The following is a 20,594-nucleotide window of genomic DNA, read 5'->3' as shown; positions in this document are numbered from 1 at the left end:
TTTCAGAACAGTTTTTGCTTTTGTTCTTCCTCTTTCCTTATTCTTTGACAGTCCCTCTCTTTACCGGCCTCCAGTTCCCTAAAAACAGGGCTTTTCCCCAAAATGGAATTGTTTGAATTTTGCTATTATTTGGCACGCTCCTTGCATATTATAAAGTTAAGATGCGGATTTTTTGTTCTGTACTTATAAAAGGATAAAAGGAGGAATTTAAATGAAAGGTTATTGCGGTAAAATTTTACGTATTAATCTCGATGAAAGAAAAGTTGTGAAAGAAGATCTTAATATGGACTGGGCCAAGGATTATATCGGAGGCCGGGGTCTGGCAACAAAATACTTCTACGAAGAAGTGGATCCCAAGGTGGATGCCTTTAGCAAGGACAACAAACTGATCGTTGCTACAGGCCCCTTAAGCGGAACCCCTACTCCCACCGGGGGACGTTACATGGTTATTACAAAATCCCCCCTTACAGACACCATCGCTTCCTCCAACTCCGGGGGACGCTGGGGAGCCGACTTAAAATTCAGCGGCTATGACATGATCATTCTTGAAGGGAAAGCGGATAAACCGGTATACATCGATATTAAGGACGATGTCGTGGAGATCCGGGATGCGGAGCATCTTTGGGGGCAGACCACCTCTAAGACCATGGATCTGTTGGCGAAGGACGTGGGAGATAAAGCAAAAGTCCTGAACATCGGACCGGCGGGAGAAAAACTTTCCCGAATCGCCTCGGTAATGAATGATATGGACCGGGCAGCGGGTCGCTCCGGTGTAGGGGCAGTCATGGGCTCGAAAAACGTGAAGGCCATCACCGTAAAAGGCTCTAGTAAGCCGGAGGTTCATGACCGGGAGCAATTAAAGCAAGTTGTATCCGATGCAAACAAAAAAATCAAAGAAAACGGCGTTACCGGCGAAGGACTCCCCACTTACGGAACCGCGGTGCTGGTAAACATCATTAATGAAAACGGAGTTTTTCCTACAAACAATTTCCAACTGGCCACCTTTGATAAAGCAGAGGAAATCAGTGGAGAAACCCTGGCAGAGAAATATTTAGTTAAACGTACCGGCTGTTACGGATGTCCCATTGCCTGCGGTCGTCACTGTAAAGTGGACGATTTAGAAGCCGGCGGACCGGAATATGAAACCATCTGGGGGTACGGAGCGGACTGCGGTCTTTCCAACATGGGAAATATCATCAAAGCCAATTACTGGTGTAATGAAATGGGTATGGATACCATTTCCGCCTCTACCACCATTGCCGCCGCCATGGAGCTGTATCAAAAAGGACTGATTACCGACCAGGACCTTAACGGGGTGCCTTTAGAATTCGGCAACGATGACGCCATTATCGAATGGACGAAACGCATGGGTCTTCGGGAAGGTTTAGGGGATAAATTAGCGGAAGGTTCTTACCGATTAGGCGAACATTTCGGAGCCCCGGAAGTCTCCATGAGTGTGAAAAAGCAGGAACTTCCCGCCTACGATCCTCGAGGAATCCAAGGTCAGGGACTGGCCTATGCCACATCCAACCGGGGAGGCTGTCATGTACGGGCCTATCTGATTTCTCCCGAAATCCTGGGACTTCCCGAAAAACTGGACAAATTCTCTATTGAAGGCAAACCCCTATGGGTAAAAACCTACCAGGATTTAACCGCCTCCATTGATTCCTTAGGTCTTTGCCTGTTCACTTCCTTTGCCTTAGGTGCCGGGGAATATGCAGCTATGTATAATGCTGCCGTGGGAACAAACCACAGCGACGAATCCATTTTGGAATCCGGAGACCGGATTTGGAACATCGAGCGAATGTTTAACATGAAATCCGGCTTGAAAAAGGAAGACGACACTTTACCGAAGCGACTTCTTAAGGAAGCCATCCCCGACGGACCGGCGAAGGATAAAAGAAGCTTACTGGACCAAATGCTTCCTGAGTACTATGAACTCCGGGGCTGGGACGAAAATGGTGTGCCCACGGAAGACAAAATGAAGAGTTTAAACATCTAATCCGGTCTTGAAGGAGGTAGACAAATGGAAATACAAATCAAACTCTTCGCCACCCTTCGGGAAGGCCGGGGAAAACTGGTAACCAAAGAGTTCTCCTCCGCGGTAACTCCCAAGGAGGTCTTAGAGGCCCTAAACATCAATGAGGAGGATGTGGCCATACTTTTAGTCAACGGCCTTGACGGCACTCTGGACCAGGAGCTTCAAGACGGGGACATGCTGTCGGTTTTCCCTCCCGTAGGTGGGGGCTAAGCCTTTCACCTATAATTTCTGTTCATTATATAACCTTAAAACCCCCCTCTTATACCGATTCTTCGGTAATAAGAGGGGGGTTCCTTTTTTACTTCCCGTGACTTTCCTACTCGCCGGGGGGAAGTTCCAGTACATCCCCCACTTGGATATTATTAATATCCTCGATATTATTCAGGCTGATAATTTCCTCCACTTTACTTGCATCCCCGTAAAAGGACCGACTGATGGAAAACAGGGTATCCCCGCTTTGCACTTCATAGGTATCATTGGATACTTGTTCTTCGGGCTCTTCCGCGGGCGATGGTTCCGGGGGCTCACCCTCCCCTTCTTCCCCATCGTTTACCGGTGCTTCCGTTTCCTGAAGGTCTTCCTCTTCCTGAGCCTCTTCTTCCGAGACCTCCTCTCCGTTTTCGGTTTCTTCACCGGACTCTTCAGCCACTTCATCAGCTTCTTCTACTTCATCGACTTCTTCCCCTTCGGTGACTTCACCGACGTTCTCTTCGATTTCCTCTTCCCTTTGATTTTCAGCCGCAGGATTCAGGATTCGCTGTTCCAGGTTTCGAATGGTTCCGAAGGCAAAGGCCATTAGGATTACCCCCACCCCGAGAAGGGCCACCAAAAGAAATTTAGAGCGGGTTCTCCAGGGTGCTTCATCCTCTTCTTCCTCATGCTCTTCCCGGGAGATTTCTGAAAAGTCTTCCGACAAAGCCCCGGGAGTAAAAGACCCCTGCTCAAAGTCTTCTTCCCTTAAATCCTTCTCTATCCCTTCTTTTTCCTCCGGTGTGAAGTCCAAATCTCTATGCTGCACTTTTTTATTAAAGAGCATCTGACTTTCCCGATAGCGCTGCTCAAAGATCCGTTTACGCTCCGAATCCTCTTGGAGATCCTTATTATCCTCTTCTTCTTTAAATGCCTCCCGGGTTTCCGATGAATCTTCCTTATCAGAAAAATCCTTTCGATCCCTGTTTTCAATGTTTTCTTCTTTTTCCATTACAAACCTGCCTCCGACAAGGGTTTCTTCAGTTTCTTGAGATACAAAACCCTCCAGGGTTTCAACATAAACCAGCAGGGCAGTCAGGTTCTCCCGTTCCTTTCGGTTTAGTAATTCCTTAATAAAAGCCTTAACGCTGTCCTTTGTAGAAAGAGAGGTTACGAGGTTAATAAACTGCTCTTCCATATCCCGGAGATAAGTGTCCCTAGAAGTCAGCAACAATCGGTCTCCCTGTTCCAATACAAATTCATCGGTTACCCTGAGGGTTTTTTCCACCGGTACCTTAGAACCGATGAAGTGCTGTTCTTTTACATATTCCAAGGAAACTTTTCTAACGGCTTCTTTTTCCACCATATAAAAGCCCTCTTCCCCCAGGGAAAAACCGAAGGCTTGATTTCCGTCGATAATCAGTCCCACCATGGTAGCCCCAAAAGCCTCCCCATCCTTTTCTTCCCATAGTTCCCTGATTTTTTCCTCCGCAGTTTTTAAATACTCGATTAGCCGTTGTTTTTTGACAGCAAAGGAGGAGGGTACGTTTTCTTCCAGATACAGATGATAACGACTTAGGGCTTCTACAGCGATAAAAGCCGCCTGTTCTCCTAAGGCTCCCCGGATTGTGCCGGCGGCAATCCCGTATACGCTTTGTTTGTAACTATGGTTGGAGGCTTTAACCGTAGAATCTTTTTGTTGATTCAGATCCATATACTGTCCGTTTAAATAAAACTTCTCTTCATTTTTGCTATGGATATTCCCTTTATGACTGGCAACGGATGCATCAATTTTAATATGTTCCTTCAAATTCATCACCCTCTTCTTTCTGTAGTCTCGACGGTTTATAAATCCAGCGCTTTCTTTGCCAATTCATCGGCTTTATCGTTGTAATGGTCTCCAGAATGGGCTCTAACTTTCTTAAAACGAACGTCGACCTTTCCCCGGATTTTTTCCTGATAATACTTTTTATAGGCTTCGGTTCCCGCCTGTTTCGTTTTCCACTCTCCCGTACACCATTTTTCGATGCCGGTGTAATCATGATAAATCCATAACTCTTTAAACTTCCCTTGATTTTTCAAAGCGAAGGCCATGGCATATTGGGCCCCTAATAGTTCCCCCGCCACGTTTCGCATAGAGGCCAAATGGGGGGCATTCCCTTTTTTAGAGAACAACAGCTCTTTTCCGTTTAAAAGCAATACCACTCCACAGCTGTATTCCTTTGTTCCTTGATTATAACTTCCATCCACATAGGCCTTTAGAATATTTGGGTCCTTTATAGTATTATTCGACATCGAAGAGGATTTTTCCTGTTCTTCCGTGGATTTTTTTGCATTTTTATTTTCCTCCTCCCTCAGGGCTTTTACCCCGGTACCGTACACATAAATTTTTGCTTCCTCCTCCGTGGAAAAACCCTTGTACTCGGCTCCGGAATACCCTTTTATCTGTTTTTCACATTCTTGCCAGGTTTTGTAGATCCCGGGGACTTTTCCGTTTTTTACACCATATACTTTTTTCTTCGCCATATCCTCACCAACCTATTTCTGTTTATATTTCAATTTGTCTTTGGATGTCCATTTTTACAGTCGAAATCCTCCCGGGAATTTTCAAATCCCTTTATGACTCCTGTAATTTCAGAATGAGGTCCTCCGCAATTTTCAGTCCGTCCACCGCAGCGGAGATTATACCTCCGGCGTAGCCGGCCCCTTCCCCCGCGGGATAAAGACCCTCTATCCGACTTTCGTAATTCTCCTTTCGAAGAATTCGTATCGGCGAAGAGCTTCTGGTTTCCACGCCGGTTAAAATCGCGTCTCCATAGCCGAAACCTTTGAGTTTACGGTCCAGCTGAGGCAGCCCCTCCTTCATGGTTTCCGTTACATAGGAAGGTAGGGTTGCTTCCAGATCTTCAAAAGTATAACCGGGTTTATAGGAGGGAATGACCTCTCCTAATTCCTTGGTTTTTCGTCCCTTTAAAAAGTCTTCCACCCGTTGCACCGGTGCATGGTAGTTGCCCCCTCCAAGGCAGAAGGCTTTTTCTTCCCATTTTCGCTGATACGCCACCCCGGCTAAGGGGTGGTCGCTTTCAAAATCCTTCGGGTATACACTTACCAATAGGGCGCTATTGGCATTCCGTTCGTCTCTTTTGTAGCGGCTCATCCCGTTGGTCACCAGGCGGTTTTTCTCCGAGGAGGCTCCGATTACCTCTCCTCCAGGGCACATACAAAAGGTATAAAGCCCCCGGCCGTTTTTCCCCCGATAGGACAGTTTGTAATCCCCGGCCTTGAGCCTCGGGTGATTATAATATTTTCCGTACTGCACTTTATCGATTTTTTCCTGAAGATGCTCAATTCGAAGACCTAGGGAAAAGGGCTTCTGCTCTAAGTCCACGCCCTTTTCATGAAGCATTAAAAAGGTATCCCGGGCGCTGTGGCCTAAGGCTAAGATTACATGATCCGATAATATTTCCTCCTGTTCATTTACCACAACTCCCCGGATCCGTTCCTTTTCAATAATTAAATCCGTTACCTGATGACTAAAGAGGACTTTTCCTCCCAGGGCATTTATCCGTTCCCGTAGATTTTTCACCACCACCTCCAGGATATCGGTACCCACGTGGGGCTTATTTAAATAAGCGATCTCTAGAGGTGCCCCGGCATCGATCAGAGTCTTTAATACGGTTTGACAGCGGGGGTCTTTAATTTGAGTGGTCAATTTCCCGTCGGAAAACGTACCGGCCCCCCCTTCTCCAAACTGTACATTGGAGTTTACTTTTAATATGCCTTTTTCCCAGAAGTCATATACCTCCCTGCTTCGTTCCTCCACAGGCCTTCCCCGTTCCAGCAGAATTGGCCGAGCCCCGCTTTTTGCTAAGGTAAGGGCGGCTAACAGTCCAGCCGGGCCGGAACCCACCACAATCGGGGCCTTTCGAAAAGTCTTGGGGGATTTTTTAGGAACCACCCTCTTTTTTTCCGGATTCTTTATCCACTCCAGGTTTTTAAGATTTTTTCCCTGGAGTACCTTTTTTTCATTTTTCACCGCTACCGAAACCCGGTAGATAAAACTGATGGTATTTTTTCTGGCATCAATGGATTTTTTCTCAATGGTATAGCTGAGTAAATCCTCTTTTGATATTTTTAAATAGCGAAGAATTTCTTTCTCCAAATCCTGTTTTTTTTCAATATTGATTTTGATGTTGCTAATTCGAATCATTTTGTCACCTCTGTTTTCATCTTCCCTCCATTATACAATAATTATCCCATAGAATCAGTAAAATCCGGGAATTTCTTTTTCCTCCCATTTGTGATACAATGATGTATTGCAAAAGATTATCAATAGTATCGAAAAACCTGTAAACATTTATCAAAAATCAGGGATATCCCTAATAATATCCCTCCTACTATATAACTACTAATTAGCAGTGCTAAATTATTAGTACGAAGTTATAACAGCCTTGATATTTCTTGAGTACTGTCGGAATTATATTGTACCTAATACACTGGAGGCATGAACATGAATGAAGAATTTTTACCCCTAACAAGGGAAGACCTTTCCCAACGAGGCTGGGACAGCCCGGATTTTATTTTGGTTACCGGAGATGCTTATATCGACCATCCCTCCTTCGGTTCTGCTATTATCAGCCGATTGTTGGAGGCAAAGGGATACCGGGTGGGAATCATTGCTCAGCCCGACTGGAAAAAGGACGGGGATTTTTTACATCTCGGTAAGCCGAAGTACGGATTTTTAGTCACCGGGGGCAATGTGGACTCCATGGTGAATCATTACTCCGTGGGAAAAAAACGGCGTCGCAAGGATGTTTACAGCCCTGGAGGGAAGCCATTCTTGCGTCCCGACCGAGCGTCCACCGTCTATACCAACCGTCTGAAATCCCTTTTTAAAGACACCCCCATTATTCTCGGCGGCATTGAAGCCAGTCTTCGTCGCCTGGCCCATTACGACTATTGGGAGAATAAGGTCCGACGTTCGATTCTATTGGATTCCAAAGCAGATCTGATCGTGTACGGCATGGGGGAAAAGCCCATAGTGGAAATTGCCGAAGGTCTAGAAGCAGGTATTCCCGTGGAATATCTTCAGTACATTCCGGGGACCGTATTTAAAACCGGAACCTTGGAGGATCTACCGGACTATAAGTTGCTTCCCAGCTTTGAGGAGATCACGGAGAATAAAAAGGCTTATGCCAAAAGCTTTATGCTTCAGTACCGAAATACAGATAACCTCAACGGCGAGATATTGGTAGAGCCCTATGGCAATCAGTATGTTGTGCAGAATCTTCCGGCGGAGCCCATGGATAAAGAGGCCCTGGATCGAATTTACCGACTGCCCTTTACCCGAAAGGCCCATAAGAATTATGATGCCTTAGGAGGGGTCCCTGCCATTGAAGAGGTACAGTACAGTATCACCAGCAACCGCGGTTGTTTCGGCGGGTGCAGCTTTTGCGCTTTGACCTTTCATCAGGGACGGAAAGTCCGCTCTAGAAGTCACGAAAGCGTCATGGAGGAGGCCGCAGCCTTTTTGAAGGACCCCGATTTTAAAGGCTACATTCATGACGTGGGCGGTCCCACGGCAAATTTTCAGAATCCCGCCTGTGATAAACAGGAAAAACATGGAGTTTGCAAGGATAAGCAGTGCTTGTTTCCCGGGCCCTGCTCACAACTGAAGGTGGACCATCAGGACTACGTCCATACCCTACGAGAGCTTCGATCCCTGCCGGGGGTGAAAAAAGTCTTTATCCGATCAGGAATCCGGTACGACTATTTAATGGCGGATCAAAATAAGACCTTCTTTAAAGAACTGGTTCAGCACCATGTCAGCGGACAGTTAAAGGTCGCCCCGGAGCATGTTTCCTCCCGGGTACTGAATAAGATGGGTAAACCTTCAAAAAAGGTCTACGATGGGTTTGCCCGGGAGTATTTCCGTTATAATCAGGCCTTCGATAAAAATCAGTTCCTGGTTCCCTATTTCATCTCCAGTCACCCCGGTTCAGAGCTTCGGGATGCCATCCAGTTGGCGGAATACATTCGGGATATGGGCTATATGCCGGAACAGGTTCAGGATTTTTATCCCACCCCGGGAACCCTTTCCACTTGCATGTACTACACCGGACTGGATCCAAGAACCATGGAAAGGGTCTACGTTCCCCGGTCCTCCGAGGAAAAAGCCATGCAGCGGGCGCTGATTCAGTTCCAAAACCCGAAAAATCGCAGCCTGGTTAAAAAAGCTCTGATTCGTGGAAATCGTTCGGATTTAATCGGCTCTCATCCCAAGGCCTTAGTCCCCGGAGATGCTTCTTCGAAGAAATCCCACAAGGAACCTAAGGGAAAAAGACCCCATAACAGAAAATAGCCCTTGGGATTTATTGGCTCACAACTTAAGCAAGTAAGAAGAGCAATAAAAAGGTCGAAAACCTTAACCGGTTTTCGACCTTTTTATTGCTTATTTTACTTGCGGTATTTACGTTCTTCATCTTTTTTATGATTTTAATTTGGTTTGTCCGGCTATTAAGGTTCTTCAAAGGTTAATAGAATCCGTCCATAAACTTCTCGGCATTTTGGGGATCCAGATCCCGGTCCACTAAGGGTTTTTCATTCTTAAGGTAGTCTACCCCATCTAAAAATGCAGGCTTTTCTTCCTTGTAAATGATACCGATAGGAATACCCTCATCAAACTCTTGAGACTTTTGGAAGGCCGCTATTTTATCCGTGGGATCGTAATCCTCCTCCAACTTATAAACATGGTCTTTGTACCATTTAAAGGTATTGACTTTGTTGAATACCACGCAGGGTTGGAAGATATCCACTAAGGCATAACCCCGATGGTTAATGGCGGCTTTCATGGTTTCCACCATATGCTCCTTATCCCCCATAAAAGTCCTTGCCACAAATCCACAACCAAGGCTGATAGCCGCGGCAATAGGATTAAAGGGTTGCAGATGAACCCCTTCGGTTTGGATTCCCGTAACCTGTCCCGGACGAGTCGTCGGGGAGGCTTGTCCCTTCGTCAATCCATAGATTTGATTATCATGAACGAAGTGACTGATATCCACATTTCTTCTCACATTATGCAAAAAGTGGTTCCCGCCCTCTCCGTAGGAATCCCCGTCCCCGGAATGGATGATCACCGTAAGTTCCGGATTGGCAATTTTTATGCCCAGAGCCGGAGGAATCGATCGACCGTGTAGTCCGTTAAATCCGTTGGCATTAATGTAATGGGGGAGCTTTGCCGCCTGTCCGATCCCCGAGGCTACCACCACCTCGTGGGGTTCTTTTCCCAAGTCCTGCAGGGCCTGCTTAATCCCTTCCAGCAGTCCGTGGTTTCCGCAACCGGGGCACCAGGCTTTTTCTTCACTGCAGTCAAAAATATTTTGCTGATCCATTATAATACCTCCTTTACGGATTCGATCATTTCTTCCAAGGCGATTTGTCGTCCATCAAACTTTAAGACCGAGTGTTCACAGGTAATACCGGTTTCCTGGCGAATGAGTTTTGCCAGTTGTCCTGTGTAATTTTGCTCCACGTTAATCACTTTTTTTGCCCCTTGAGCCTTTTCTTCCAGCATCTTTTTCGGCAGGGGATACACGTCCCCGAAACTTAAGGCGCCGATGGAGTGCCCTCCCTCTTTCAGGGTCTCCACGGTCTCCCGAAGGGTTCCGTAGGTGGATCCCCATCCTACTAATAGAGTTTCCGGTTGACCCTCACCTATAAACCAGGGCTCTTCCACTTCTTTTTCCAAGGCTTGCATTTTACTCATCCGCTTATCCATCATCTTGATACGCATTTCACCAGATTCCGTGATGTTCCCATTTTCATTATGTTCATCGCTATCGGCCAATACGGTTTTACCGGGGATCTTACCGGGAATGATCCTGGGAGAAATGCCATCCTTCGTTAAGCGATAACGCTGATAATCTCCTTCGGGGAGGTCTTTTTCATCAGCGATGTGGCGCTCGATACTCACCTTGCTAAAATCATAGGGTTGGATCGTTTGATTGGCATCCGCCAGGTACTGATCATTCATAAGAACCACCAGGGTTTGATATTTCTCTGAAATATTAAAGGCATTGGCGGTTTTGTAAAAGGCTTCCTCCGCGGTTCTCATGGAAGTAACCATCCTCGGTATTTCACCATGGGACGCGGTTAATATAAAGCTTAAGTCACTTTGTTCTGTACGGGTGGGAAAGCCCGTGGCAGGACCCGGCCGTTGAACGTTGGCCACTACCAATGGGGTTTCCGTAATCGCCGCTAGACCCAGGGCTTCCGTCATTAGTGAGAATCCTCCTCCGGAAGTTCCCGTCATTGCCCGAATACCCCCGTAGGAAGCACCGATCGCCATATTAATGGCAGCGATTTCATCCTCCGCCTGTTCCACGACGATTTTCGCCTTCTTCTGATTAGCGGCTAAAAAACTCATAATACTGGTGGAGGGCGTCATGGGATAAGCACTGTAAAAGGTTACCCCGGCCGCAAGGGCTCCCAGCGCAATTCCTTGATTGCTATTTACCATAATTCGCTGCTCCGTATTTTCCGGTTTTTCTAAATTCCAGGATTCCAAATCCATTTCATAACCTTTGATCAAAGCTTCATGATTGACCTTCAGCAGTTTTTCCTGAAAGGCTTTTTCCAAAACTTTTTTCCCGATTTTCAAGTCCAGATCCAGAGCTTTAATCAAACCTCCCAGAAATACCACACTGAAAACCTTTGGATTTCCCACATCCTTTGCCCTTTCTTTTAAAGGTAGGTAAATCCCCTGGTCCTCCGGAATCTCTACTTTTTCCTTAAGAGACTGATCCAACAACACTTTTCCTCCCTTTTTCAGTCTGGGAAGATGCTCTGTTACCGTGGTTTCATCAAAGGCCACAATAACGTCCAGTGCATTTTTATGACTGTAAAGCGGTTTCGTTCCGAAGCGGATTTGATTGAAATTATGCCCCCCTCGAATTCGAGACATGTAGTCTTTATTCGAAAACAGATAGTAAGAACTTCGTTGCAGCACTTTTTCAAAGAGTGCTCCCAGGGTATCAATTCCCTGTCCCGCAGAGCCTCCAATTAATAGATTATAATCCAATAGTAAACGCCCCTTTCCTTAAATATTATCTTATTTAACACTACTGGGTATATACCCAGGTAAAAAAGATTCAATCGATGGATTTCTCATAGAGACGCATTCCTTGATAGTCAGTAATACTTTCAAAACCGGAATTTCATTGACGTTAATTTGAAGTTAAAGGAGGATCATATTCATTCCTCTATTCCTACGGCTTCGGCTAATATTTCTCCGATAGAGCCCTGAATTACTAAATCCGCCCGATGATCCCGGGGGGTTTTTTCCCGATTGATGATGATCAGTTTTTTTCCTTGAAAATATTCCAGAAATCCCGCTGCAGGATATACCACCAGGGAGGTTCCTCCTACGATCAAAACCTCTGCCTGCTCAATGGCGGCGATGGCTCCTTCAATCACCGATAAATTCAAGGGTTCTTCATACAGGGTCACGGCGGGCCGAATAATTCCCTGACATTTATTACAGGCCGGCACCTTTCCCCGGTTTTTTAATAACTCTTCAAAGGAATACTCTTCGTGGCATTCCATACAGTAATTCCGGTGAATGCTTCCATGAAGCTCATAGACCTTACGACTCCCCGCTTTCTGATGAAGCCCGTCCACATTTTGAGTGATCACCGCCTTCAGCTTTCCCTGCTCTTCCAGGGCCGCTAGAGCATAGTGTCCCCTGTTGGGTTTCGCCTTTTCATGAACCAGGTTGTCCCAGTAATACTGATAAAAGATTTTCGGATGCTTCAGAAAGAACGAATGGCTCAAGATGATTTCCGGAGGATAATCCTGTTTTCCCCCTCGGGAATAAAGTCCCTCGTCTTTACTTCGGAAATCAGGAATGCTGCTTTCCGTAGAAGTTCCCGCTCCTCCGAAAAACACAAGATTTTCCGTTTCCTCCAGAATTTTTTTCAACTCTTCTACGGCTTCTCGATTCTTTTTCACATTGATCCCCTCCTACCACCATTATTACCCTGTTTTTCATGGGATTCACCGAAGCAATGTTAATAAATTTATATTTTTTCCTGTTTAACCGCAATCATTCCCCCCAGGCTCCCCCGCTGATTTCCATGGATCCGGTGACTGAAAAACACCTGGGGATGGCACTTTGTGCACAAATCCGTTACAAAAATACGGCTTTCCTGTACTCCGGCGTCCTGAAGCATCCGTTTATTCAGCTGCCATAGATCCACCCGGTATTTTTCATTTCCCTGAAACACCACGTCCTGATCTTTCCAGCTTGGTACCTCTTGGAGTTTTACCAGCACATCCTGTTCCACTTCAAAACAGCAAGGTCCTATGGAAGGGCCGATGCCAACGTATAAATCCTCTGCCTTGGTACCGAAGGCGGTTTTCATCCCTTCCACGGTTTTTTTCGCCATTTCTCCCCAGGTTCCCCGCCAGCCTGAATGGACCATGGCCACGGCCTGATGCTTGGAATCTGCAAAAAACAAGGGGATACAATCAGCGTGTTGGGTTACCAGGGCAGTCCTCGGCACCTTCGTTAGAAGTCCGTCAATCCCCTGATAATCCTTTTCCTTTATTAACCCCTTTCCCTGATCCTTCTCTTCAATTTCCCGGAGGCATGTCCCGTGGTCCTGGTCCGAAAGCACCATGGATTTCACATCCACTCCCAGGGCTCCGGCAAAATTCCGAAAGTTTTCCATAACTTTTATTTCATCATCTCCATTGGAAAAGTTGAGATTCATGGATCGATGATATCCCTCGCTTACCCCGCCGAAGCGGGTGCTGAAACCGTGGTCTACAAAACCCAGCCTTTCCAGTTGGGGGAATACATAAAACATTACACCGTTATTTTTTTGCAACCTCATGGTATTTGATTTCGGAAACGCGTTCTCCATAATACTCTTCCTTTCATATAAATTACTTATCCGTTGAAGGACTGCTTTTCATCCCTTTGCTCCGCCGTCGGTTAAAAGCGAACCAAGTCCTTATCCATTAAATACTGAAGATGCAGGATCTTCTCTCCACCCTGTTGAAATCGCACGGTAATCCGGTCTTCATCGTGGATTTTTATGATCCTTCCCTTTCCGAATTTTTCATGAAAGATCTCCCGGTTTACGGTCTTTAAAGGGTTTCCATTGCTTTTATCGGACTCTTTTTCATCTCTTTGAAATAGACGGTCCTTCCATTGATTTTTCCAGCTTCGATTCCGAATATCCCCTTTGATTTCCTGTAGAAAACGGGAGGGTTTTACCGGAGCACCGTACCGTTTTTCCATAGTCAGTAAATTCAGCCTTGATTTTGCCCGGGTAAGGGCCACATAAAAAAGCCGCCGCTCCTCTTCCAACAAAGCATTTTCCCCCTGTTCATCGGACTTTTTCAGACTGCCTGCACTGGGGAATACCTCGTCCATTAAATCCATTACATATACCTTGGGAAATTCCAGACCTTTCGCCGAGTGAACCGTGGTCAGGGTCACCCCTTTTCCGAAGTTTCTTTTTCCCTGTTCCAAAACCTCTTTGAACCCTTCTATAATTTCTTCGAAATCCGTGATGCTTTCCAAATCTTCGCAAAGTGCACGCACGGTATCCAAAATCCCCTTGCCGTTTTCCATGGAGGCTCCGCTGTGGTCGGATTTTCGTTCCAGGAATTGTCCGTACCCCAGGTCCTCTTCGATAAAGGTGACAATCTCTTCCCCCTTTTTCCTTCCAAGGGCCTTTAACCCCCTCTGGATTTTTTCGATCCGCTGACTCTGATAACGCTTAATTCCCGGATAGGTCAGCATGGCATCGAAGATGTTGGTCATGTTTTTCCGTTTTCTCAGGACTTCTTCCGTATAAAGCATCATTTTTTTCGATAAATAGGCATCGTTTTTATAATAGATCCGGTTAAAGGCTGTCAGATCCCCGGGATCCACGGCCACCGCCATAAAAGCTTTTAAATCCTGGATTACCCAGTGGTTAAAAAATTTATTCCGGTAGTCCCGAATATAAAAGGGCATCCCCTCTTTATGTAATGCCTTGATCAGAGGAATCGCCGACACGTTGTTTCGAAAAAGAATGGCTGCACTTTCAGGATTTTTCTCCCCCCGAAGTTCCTGTAGAATGCCTTCGAGCTGACCCTTTTCATCCCGGTACACCTTTTGGATGATTCCCGGATCCGAAGGGTTTTTCGTAAAGCTTTTTTTATGGTACCGTTCCTTATTTTTTTCAATCAGACCGTTGGCCAGGGCCACCAATTCCGGAGTGCTTCGAAAGTTTTCTTCCATAAAATAAACCTTGGCTTCCCTATAGATTTCAGGGAAGTCCAGCATGATTTTCGGATCCGTTCCCCGCCAGGAATATATCCCCTGATCGTCATCCCCCACCACAAACAGGTTGTTTTTAGGGAAAGCCAGGGTTTTAATAATTTCAAACTGCAGGGGGCTGGTATCCTGAAATTCATCCACCTGAATAAAGGGGTAAATTCTTCGGCAACGCTGAAGAAGATCCATACTGTTTTGTAGGATTTTCAGGGCCAGAACCAACATATCGTCGTAATCGATTACCTCCCGCTGTTTTTTATAGGTTTCATAGTCCTTATAGATTTTTTCGAAGTTTGGGATATCCCCCACAGTTTCATGATCTTTTAGTTGATCATAGGGGATCATTCGATTCTTAACAAAACTCAATTTGGTCACCAGATTCTCAATTTTTTCCTCCGTGGGATATTCCCCGTTGTATTTCTGAAAAAGAGCTCCCAGCACCGCGGTTTTTGTTTTTTCCTTTGGATTTTTACTCTCCTCTTCCAGGATGGAAAGCCGTCGTTTTTTTTGCTGAAACACAAATTTCACGATTCGAAAGGCGAAGCTGTGAATCGTGGAGAAATTCGGACGGCCTTGAATCTCTTTTCCAAACAGTTCCCGAAACCGCTGCTCCATATCCCGGGCGGAGGCCTTGGAGAAAGTCATGGTATAGATCTCCTCAGGGTTTATGCCGTGATTTAGAATCAGATTTGCCGTCCTTGACACCAAGGTGGTGGTCTTCCCTGAACCGGCCACGGCCAGCACTATGGCCGGTCCTTTCACATGTTCCATCGCCTGTTTTTGCTGGGGGTTACAGACAATGGAGAATTTTTTATTCAAGTAGTCATTCATATCCATTTTATCACCATCTATTTAGTAGTAATCTCCATTATAACATAAGAAAAAAAGGGGATACATCCTTTCCCCTTTTCCTTGGAATTTTCCTCGCCCCTTAAATCTTTTGCTGAACCGACGGTTGATTATTATGAGAGGCCTCTAGTCAGTGCTTCTTTCGATTTGAATATCCCCATGACGGTTCGAGACAACGATTGCACCCTCTTCCCCTTCAACTTCTCCATAGAAAATTCTTTCGTTTAAACCGGAGTCTTCGAAGCCTCCCTCTACCCCTTCAAGGTTATGGGTGATTTCTCCGAAAGTCGTCTGTAAATCGAAGCTTCCCTTCTGTTCTGGGGAAAATCGTAAATCCACGTCTCCGAATTCGTTTTCGATAAGCAGCTCCCTTACAACCGCCTCTTCATTTTCCAGTGTCACGTCCCCATGGCGGTTTTCTATTTCCCCTCTGCCCCTTAAAGAGCCCAGAGTTACGTCTCCAAAACTGTTTTTCACTTCCAGGGTCTCACTGTTGTTAGCGACCTTCACATCTCCGTGACGGTTGTTTATGGTGACGCCCCCTTCCACTCCCTGAACCGTTACATCTCCGAATTCATTGTTGATTTCCAGAAAAGACAGGAAATTATCTTCCGGAAGGTAAATCCGGTAATTCATTCGAAGACTGTTTACTTTGTCCTCCTCCAGGTACCGACGGTTATTCGAGGTCCACACCATCCACCCTTCAGGCTCCATCTCTGCGAAAAAGAGGTCCTCCTCCAATCCTTTTACATAGTCCTGATCCTCATTATTGGACTGCACTTCAATGATTACTTCTATTTCTTCTCCCTCCCGGGACTCCATCGACACATCACCGAAAGCATTTTCCAGTTTTATCCCGTCAATCCCCGCTACCGGAAAAGTCTCCCGTATTTCGTAGGTGGTATTAAATCTTCCGATGCCCTCAAAGTTGATCACCATATTGCCCTGGGAGAGCTCCCGCAAAAACTCGCCCACAGGATGTTCTTCGGAAAAAAGATCCCGGGACCGGGGACCGAGAAAGGAAAAGGGTAAAACATTGACAACTATCATAATCACCACCAGAAGAATCACCGTTCCTCCTTCCAGGGATACCTTCCTTTCCTTTCGGATCAAGGCCTTAAGAATCAGTTCCAATCCGAGGAAGATAAACACCAGGGGATAAAAATCCCCAATGGCAATTTTCGGTGCGCCGTACATATTCCATAGGATACTGCTTCCAAGCAAAATAAAGGTAATGGCTAAGGTCCATTTCCCTGCATAAACTTTTTTCACGTGTATTCCTCCCTCCCGATTTTTTTCGGTTATATGAATATATACGGAAAAATTAAAAATTTGTCTTCGAATTTCCTCTTTCAATTTTGACTTTTGTTACAACTGCGGTACAATAATACTATATCTTAAGAAAGTAAGTTCTTAAGAAACCAAGGTAAAGCAGGTGTAAAATGAAAACCGTAACCATAGAAAAAGTATTACCAGAAAAGCGGGAACTGATGATTGACCTACGCACTCCCAAAGAATTTGAGGAGGACCATATTCCCGGGGCCCAGAATTTTCCCATTCTTACCAACGAGGAACGCCATGTAGTGGGGACGCTTTACAAAAAGGATCCGGACCGGGCAAAAAACCTGGCCCTGGTCTACGGTCAGGAAAAATTGGAGGCTTTGCAGCAAAAAATCCGTGTTTTTTCCAACAGTGGCCGGGAAGTGATCTTTTATTGTTACCGGGGAGGTATGCGAAGCGGTTTGCTGGTCAAGCATCTTGATTCCCTGGGTTATCCCGCGGTAAAGCTGGAAGGAGGCTACAAGAGCTATCGGAATTTTGTTCGCCGGGAGCTTTCGGCCTTTGGGAAACGCCTAAACTTTGTTGTGCTTCACGGTTACACCGGCGTTGGTAAAACCCGAATTTTAAACCTGCTACAGGAAAAAAACCTTCCGGTTCTGGATCTTGAAGGTTTGGCTCAAAACAGCGGTTCTGTTTTCGGAGAAATTATGTATTCCGGCAAAACCCCCTCCCAAAAATACTTTGAGTCCAGGATCTATTCCGAACTTTCATCCATTACCGAAAGCCACTGCTTTGTGGAAATGGAAAGCCGACGAATCGGCAAGGTTACGGTTCCCGAGGAGCTCTATCATGGCTTGGTCACCTCCAGCCATCATGTGCTGGTAAATACTTCCTTAAAAAACCGTATTGACACCATCTATCAGGACTACGTTGGGGACCATGAACTCTCCCGGGAGGACCTTGCAGGTAAATTTCAGCGTTTGAAAAGAATCCTCGGAAAGGAAAAGGTGGAAATCCTCATCCGGACTCTGGAAAACAGGGATTATAAACAAATAATTGAGACCTTAATCTTGGATTATTATGATCCTCTGTACCGCAAGTCTTTGAAAAACTACCGGGGAAAAATGTCAGAGTTCACCTATGAAGATTTGTCCAAGGACCTTTTTGCCTGGCTTGATGGAAAGAATTTTACCAAAGATTGATTCTAAGAATTTTAAAACTTTAAACTGGAGTGAGCGCTTATGACAACGTCCAATGACTACGAAACCGAAGAGATGATCCACGGAAAGAAAGTACCGGACCCCTACCGCTATCTAGAGGATCCCAACCGGAAAGAGACCCGGGAGTGGCTGAAGGACCAGGAGTATCAATCGGCGGAGTATTTCTCTAAAATTCAAAAAAGGGAAGACTACAAATTCCAGCTGCGAAACCACTTCCAATACACCAAATACTATGTGCCGGAACGGGTGCAAAGCTCCTTGTATTTCCTTAAAACCTCGGAAAACGAAAATCAGCCGAAGCTCTATGTAAAAAAGGATCGGGATCCTGAGACCAAAGTCTTAATCGATCCCAACCGCTTCAGCGAAGACCAAACCGTTGCACTCAGCAACTACTTCATCAGTAAAGACGGACGCTATGTAGCCTACGGCCGTTCCAAACAGGGAAGTGACTGGCAGGAATTTCGAATCATCGACAGCGATACCCTTCAGGAATTTTCCGACAGGATTTCCTGGGTGAAATTTACCACCATTGCCTGGGACGGAGATTCCAAAGGCTTTTATTATACCCGTTTCCCCGACCCTTCCACCCAGGCACCGGAAGACGAAGGGAATCATCCAAAGGTGTATTATCACTTACTGGGAACCTCCCAAGAGGAAGATCCCTTAATCTATGAAAACCCGAAAGATAAAGAACTGGGCTTTCAGCCCTTGATTACCGATGATTATCGCTTCTTATGTCTTACCCTTCGACGGGGAACCTCGCCGAAAAACGGCTTCTATGTAATGGATCTGGAGGATCCTGCCAAAGGTTTCCGCCGGGTTTTTGAAGAGGGAGAGGCGGAAGTACGCTACCTCTCCAATAACGGTACGGACTTTTTCTTTTTAACGGATTTGGATGCGGGGAAGAAACGGGTCATTCAAGTTTCCATTAACGGTACCAACGGAGGAATTCAAGAGATTATTCCCGAAGGCACCGGGGTTATTCAAGATGCCCGCATGGTGCATCAGCATTTTGTCCTGACTCTCCTTACGGACTGTTGCCATGAGATGGTGACCTATAACATCCAGGGCGAATACAAAGGAACCATCGATATTCCCAAACTTTCCAGTGTCATCGGTCTCAGCGGAAAAAGAAATCATCGGGAAATGTATATCGGCACCACGGATTTTTTATCCCCCACGGTGATTTATAAGTACAGTTTTGAAGTGGAGGATCTTTCGGAAATCTGCCGCTCAAAAGTCCTCTTTGACCCTGAGGAATATGAAACCCGCCAGGTTTTTATTCCTTCTAAGGACGGCACGGAAATTCCTCTATTTATTACCGGCAGAAAAGATCTTTCCCTGGATGAGCCTCATAAAACCTTGCTCTACGGCTACGGTGGCTTTAATATCTCCTTAACCCCCCAGTACAACCCTGGAATCCTTCCCTGGCTCCAAGAGGGGGGCCTTTACGTAGTAGCCAATCTACGGGGGGGCGGAGAATACGGAGACGATTGGCATCAATCCGGTATGCTTTCCAATAAACAACGGGTATACGAGGACTTTATCGCCGCTGGAGAGTGGCTGGTCAATCAAGGCTACACCGCTCCGGAAAAGCTGGGGATCTACGGTCGCAGCAACGGTGGATTACTGGTGGCCGCCTCGATGATCCAACGGCCGGATCTCTTTGGCGCCGTAATTTCCTCCGTTCCGGTTATTGATATGCTTCGATATCACAAGTTTACCATCGGCCGCTACTGGGTTCCGGAATATGGTACGGCGGATAATCCAGAGCACTTTAAATTCTTATATCAGTATTCTCCCCTGCACAATGTTGAAGAAAACCGGGAATATCCTCCGATTTTAATTTCCTCGGCGGAGGGGGATAACCGGGTGGTGCCCGCCCACGCCATGAAATTCGCCGCCACATTGCAACAGGCGAAAGAGAAAAATCCCGAGGCTTCCCATCCGGTGATTTTCCGACTGGAAAAAAAAGCGGGCCACGGACATGGCAAACCCACCTATAAGATCATCGAAGAGTGGGCGGATTTTCTAAGCTTTCTTCACCGGGAACTGGAAGAAAAGAATGCCGAAGATTAAGCCCTGGCGGTAACAATATAGAAGGTCTCGGCCACCTCTTGCATCCTCACGACTTCGGGATCCTTGAATCCCGCTTCAGTTAAATAATGCTTCGTCTCCTGGAAGTCCAGGCGATGTTTGAGAGGCGGACCTTGTTCCGTCTCTTTTTTTTCCCATTCAATAATAAGAATTCGTCCCCGGTTTTTCAAGGTTCGCCGGGCCTCCTGTAAAAACCGCTTCTTATCCTCCACTTCATGAAGAACCATAGACATTAGCAGCATATCCCCTTGGGAGTCTTCCACGGGAAAACCGTACTCTTGGGATTTTAGGACCTCAATATTCTCAATGCAAGCCTTCTTTATCTCCGATGTTAAAAATGCTGTCATTTCTGACGAAGTATCAAGGGCATAAACCTTGCCCTTGGCCCCTACTTTCTTTGCTCCGGGGATGCTGAAGTATCCGACGCCGCAGCCGACATCGATCAAGGTTTCCCCTTGCCCTAATCCTGCTTTTTCTAAGATTTTTTCCGGGGGCAGATTCTCTTTTCTTTCCTCGGATTGAAGCTTTCCTTTGTTTTTCGGATCGAATTTATGGGCCATAGTTTTCCTCCCTTTATTATTTCTCG

The 20,594-nt window shown here is 46.1% G+C and carries 15 protein-coding genes; 5 read left to right on the top strand and 10 right to left on the bottom strand.

Annotated features, from left to right (window positions below; all coding sequences use genetic code 11):
* Window positions 1-211 precede the first annotated feature (211 nt).
* Both ISALK_RS00655 and ISALK_RS00650 read left to right on the top strand, forming a co-directional pair.
* Window positions 212-2,002: an aldehyde ferredoxin oxidoreductase family protein gene (locus ISALK_RS00655; RefSeq protein ID WP_160718306.1), complete on the top strand. Its 1,791-nt coding sequence runs from the start codon at window positions 212-214 to the stop codon at window positions 2,000-2,002.
* A gap of 24 nt (window positions 2,003-2,026) precedes the next feature.
* Complete coding sequence (locus ISALK_RS00650) at window positions 2,027-2,251, top strand: MoaD/ThiS family protein (protein WP_160718305.1); 225 nt, start codon at window positions 2,027-2,029, stop codon at window positions 2,249-2,251.
* Between the two features lie 106 nt (window positions 2,252-2,357).
* On the opposite strand, the gene ISALK_RS00645 is transcribed toward ISALK_RS00650, so the two are convergent.
* From ISALK_RS00645 to ISALK_RS00635, 3 genes are all read right to left on the bottom strand, one after another.
* Window positions 2,358-4,040, bottom strand: coding sequence for a LysM peptidoglycan-binding domain-containing protein (locus tag ISALK_RS00645; protein WP_160718304.1), 1,683 nt, complete (start codon window positions 4,038-4,040; stop codon window positions 2,358-2,360).
* A 35-nt stretch (window positions 4,041-4,075) separates the two neighbouring features.
* Window positions 4,076-4,756 carry a ribonuclease H1 domain-containing protein gene (locus ISALK_RS00640; protein ID WP_160718303.1) on the bottom strand — a complete coding sequence of 227 codons (681 nt, stop codon included), beginning with the start codon at window positions 4,754-4,756 and terminating at the stop codon, window positions 4,076-4,078.
* Between the two features lie 91 nt (window positions 4,757-4,847).
* Window positions 4,848-6,440, bottom strand: coding sequence for an NAD(P)/FAD-dependent oxidoreductase (locus tag ISALK_RS00635; protein WP_160718302.1), 1,593 nt, complete (start codon window positions 6,438-6,440; stop codon window positions 4,848-4,850).
* A 300-nt stretch (window positions 6,441-6,740) separates the two neighbouring features.
* Between ISALK_RS00635 and ISALK_RS00630 the strand changes: the two genes are divergently transcribed.
* Window positions 6,741-8,591 (top strand): YgiQ family radical SAM protein, encoded by a 1,851-nt coding sequence (locus ISALK_RS00630; protein ID WP_160718301.1) that lies wholly within the window; start codon window positions 6,741-6,743, stop codon window positions 8,589-8,591.
* A 172-nt stretch (window positions 8,592-8,763) separates the two neighbouring features.
* Here the strand turns inward: ISALK_RS00630 and ISALK_RS00625 are convergent, their stop codons facing one another.
* The 6 genes from ISALK_RS00625 to ISALK_RS15475 form a co-directional block, all read right to left on the bottom strand.
* Window positions 8,764-9,621 (bottom strand): 2-oxoacid:ferredoxin oxidoreductase subunit beta, encoded by an 858-nt coding sequence (locus tag ISALK_RS00625; RefSeq protein ID WP_160718300.1) that lies wholly within the window; start codon window positions 9,619-9,621, stop codon window positions 8,764-8,766.
* Window positions 9,621-11,309: a 2-oxoacid:acceptor oxidoreductase subunit alpha gene (locus ISALK_RS00620; RefSeq protein WP_160718299.1), complete on the bottom strand. Its 1,689-nt coding sequence runs from the start codon at window positions 11,307-11,309 to the stop codon at window positions 9,621-9,623. The genes ISALK_RS00625 and ISALK_RS00620 overlap by 1 nt, the downstream gene beginning before the upstream one ends.
* 173 nt (window positions 11,310-11,482) lie before the next feature.
* A complete protein-coding gene (locus ISALK_RS00615; RefSeq protein WP_160718298.1) occupies window positions 11,483-12,238 on the bottom strand; it encodes an NAD-dependent protein deacylase in 756 nt (251 codons plus the stop codon).
* A gap of 68 nt (window positions 12,239-12,306) precedes the next feature.
* A complete protein-coding gene (gene pgeF / locus ISALK_RS00610) occupies window positions 12,307-13,155 on the bottom strand; it encodes a peptidoglycan editing factor PgeF (protein ID WP_160718297.1) in 849 nt (282 codons plus the stop codon).
* A 71-nt stretch (window positions 13,156-13,226) separates the two neighbouring features.
* The gene (locus ISALK_RS00605; protein ID WP_160718296.1) at window positions 13,227-15,398 is read right to left on the bottom strand and encodes an ATP-dependent helicase; all 2,172 of its coding nucleotides are present in this window, start codon (window positions 15,396-15,398) and stop codon (window positions 13,227-13,229) included.
* Window positions 15,399-15,536: 138 nt separating this feature from the next.
* Window positions 15,537-16,682, bottom strand: a complete 1,146-nt coding sequence (locus ISALK_RS15475; protein ID WP_160718295.1) for a DUF4097 family beta strand repeat-containing protein — start codon at window positions 16,680-16,682, stop codon at window positions 15,537-15,539.
* A 170-nt stretch (window positions 16,683-16,852) separates the two neighbouring features.
* Between ISALK_RS15475 and mnmH the strand changes: the two genes are divergently transcribed.
* Together mnmH and ISALK_RS00590 are read left to right on the top strand one after the other, a co-directional pair.
* A complete protein-coding gene (mnmH, locus tag ISALK_RS00595) occupies window positions 16,853-17,893 on the top strand; it encodes a tRNA 2-selenouridine(34) synthase MnmH (RefSeq protein WP_160718294.1) in 1,041 nt (346 codons plus the stop codon).
* Window positions 17,894-17,932: 39 nt separating this feature from the next.
* Complete coding sequence (locus tag ISALK_RS00590) at window positions 17,933-19,990, top strand: prolyl oligopeptidase family serine peptidase (protein ID WP_160718293.1); 2,058 nt, start codon at window positions 17,933-17,935, stop codon at window positions 19,988-19,990.
* Here the strand turns inward: ISALK_RS00590 and ISALK_RS00585 are convergent.
* Window positions 19,987-20,568: a class I SAM-dependent methyltransferase gene (locus ISALK_RS00585; RefSeq protein WP_160718292.1), complete on the bottom strand. Its 582-nt coding sequence runs from the start codon at window positions 20,566-20,568 to the stop codon at window positions 19,987-19,989. The two genes, ISALK_RS00590 and ISALK_RS00585, sit on opposite strands and share 4 nt — an antisense overlap.
* Between the last annotated feature and the right edge of the window lie 26 nt (window positions 20,569-20,594).

This window comes from Isachenkonia alkalipeptolytica, assembly GCF_009910325.1.
GTDB lineage: Bacteria > Bacillota > Clostridia > Peptostreptococcales > T1SED10-28 > Isachenkonia > Isachenkonia alkalipeptolytica.
This window is presented reverse-complemented; position numbering and strand designations above follow the sequence as displayed.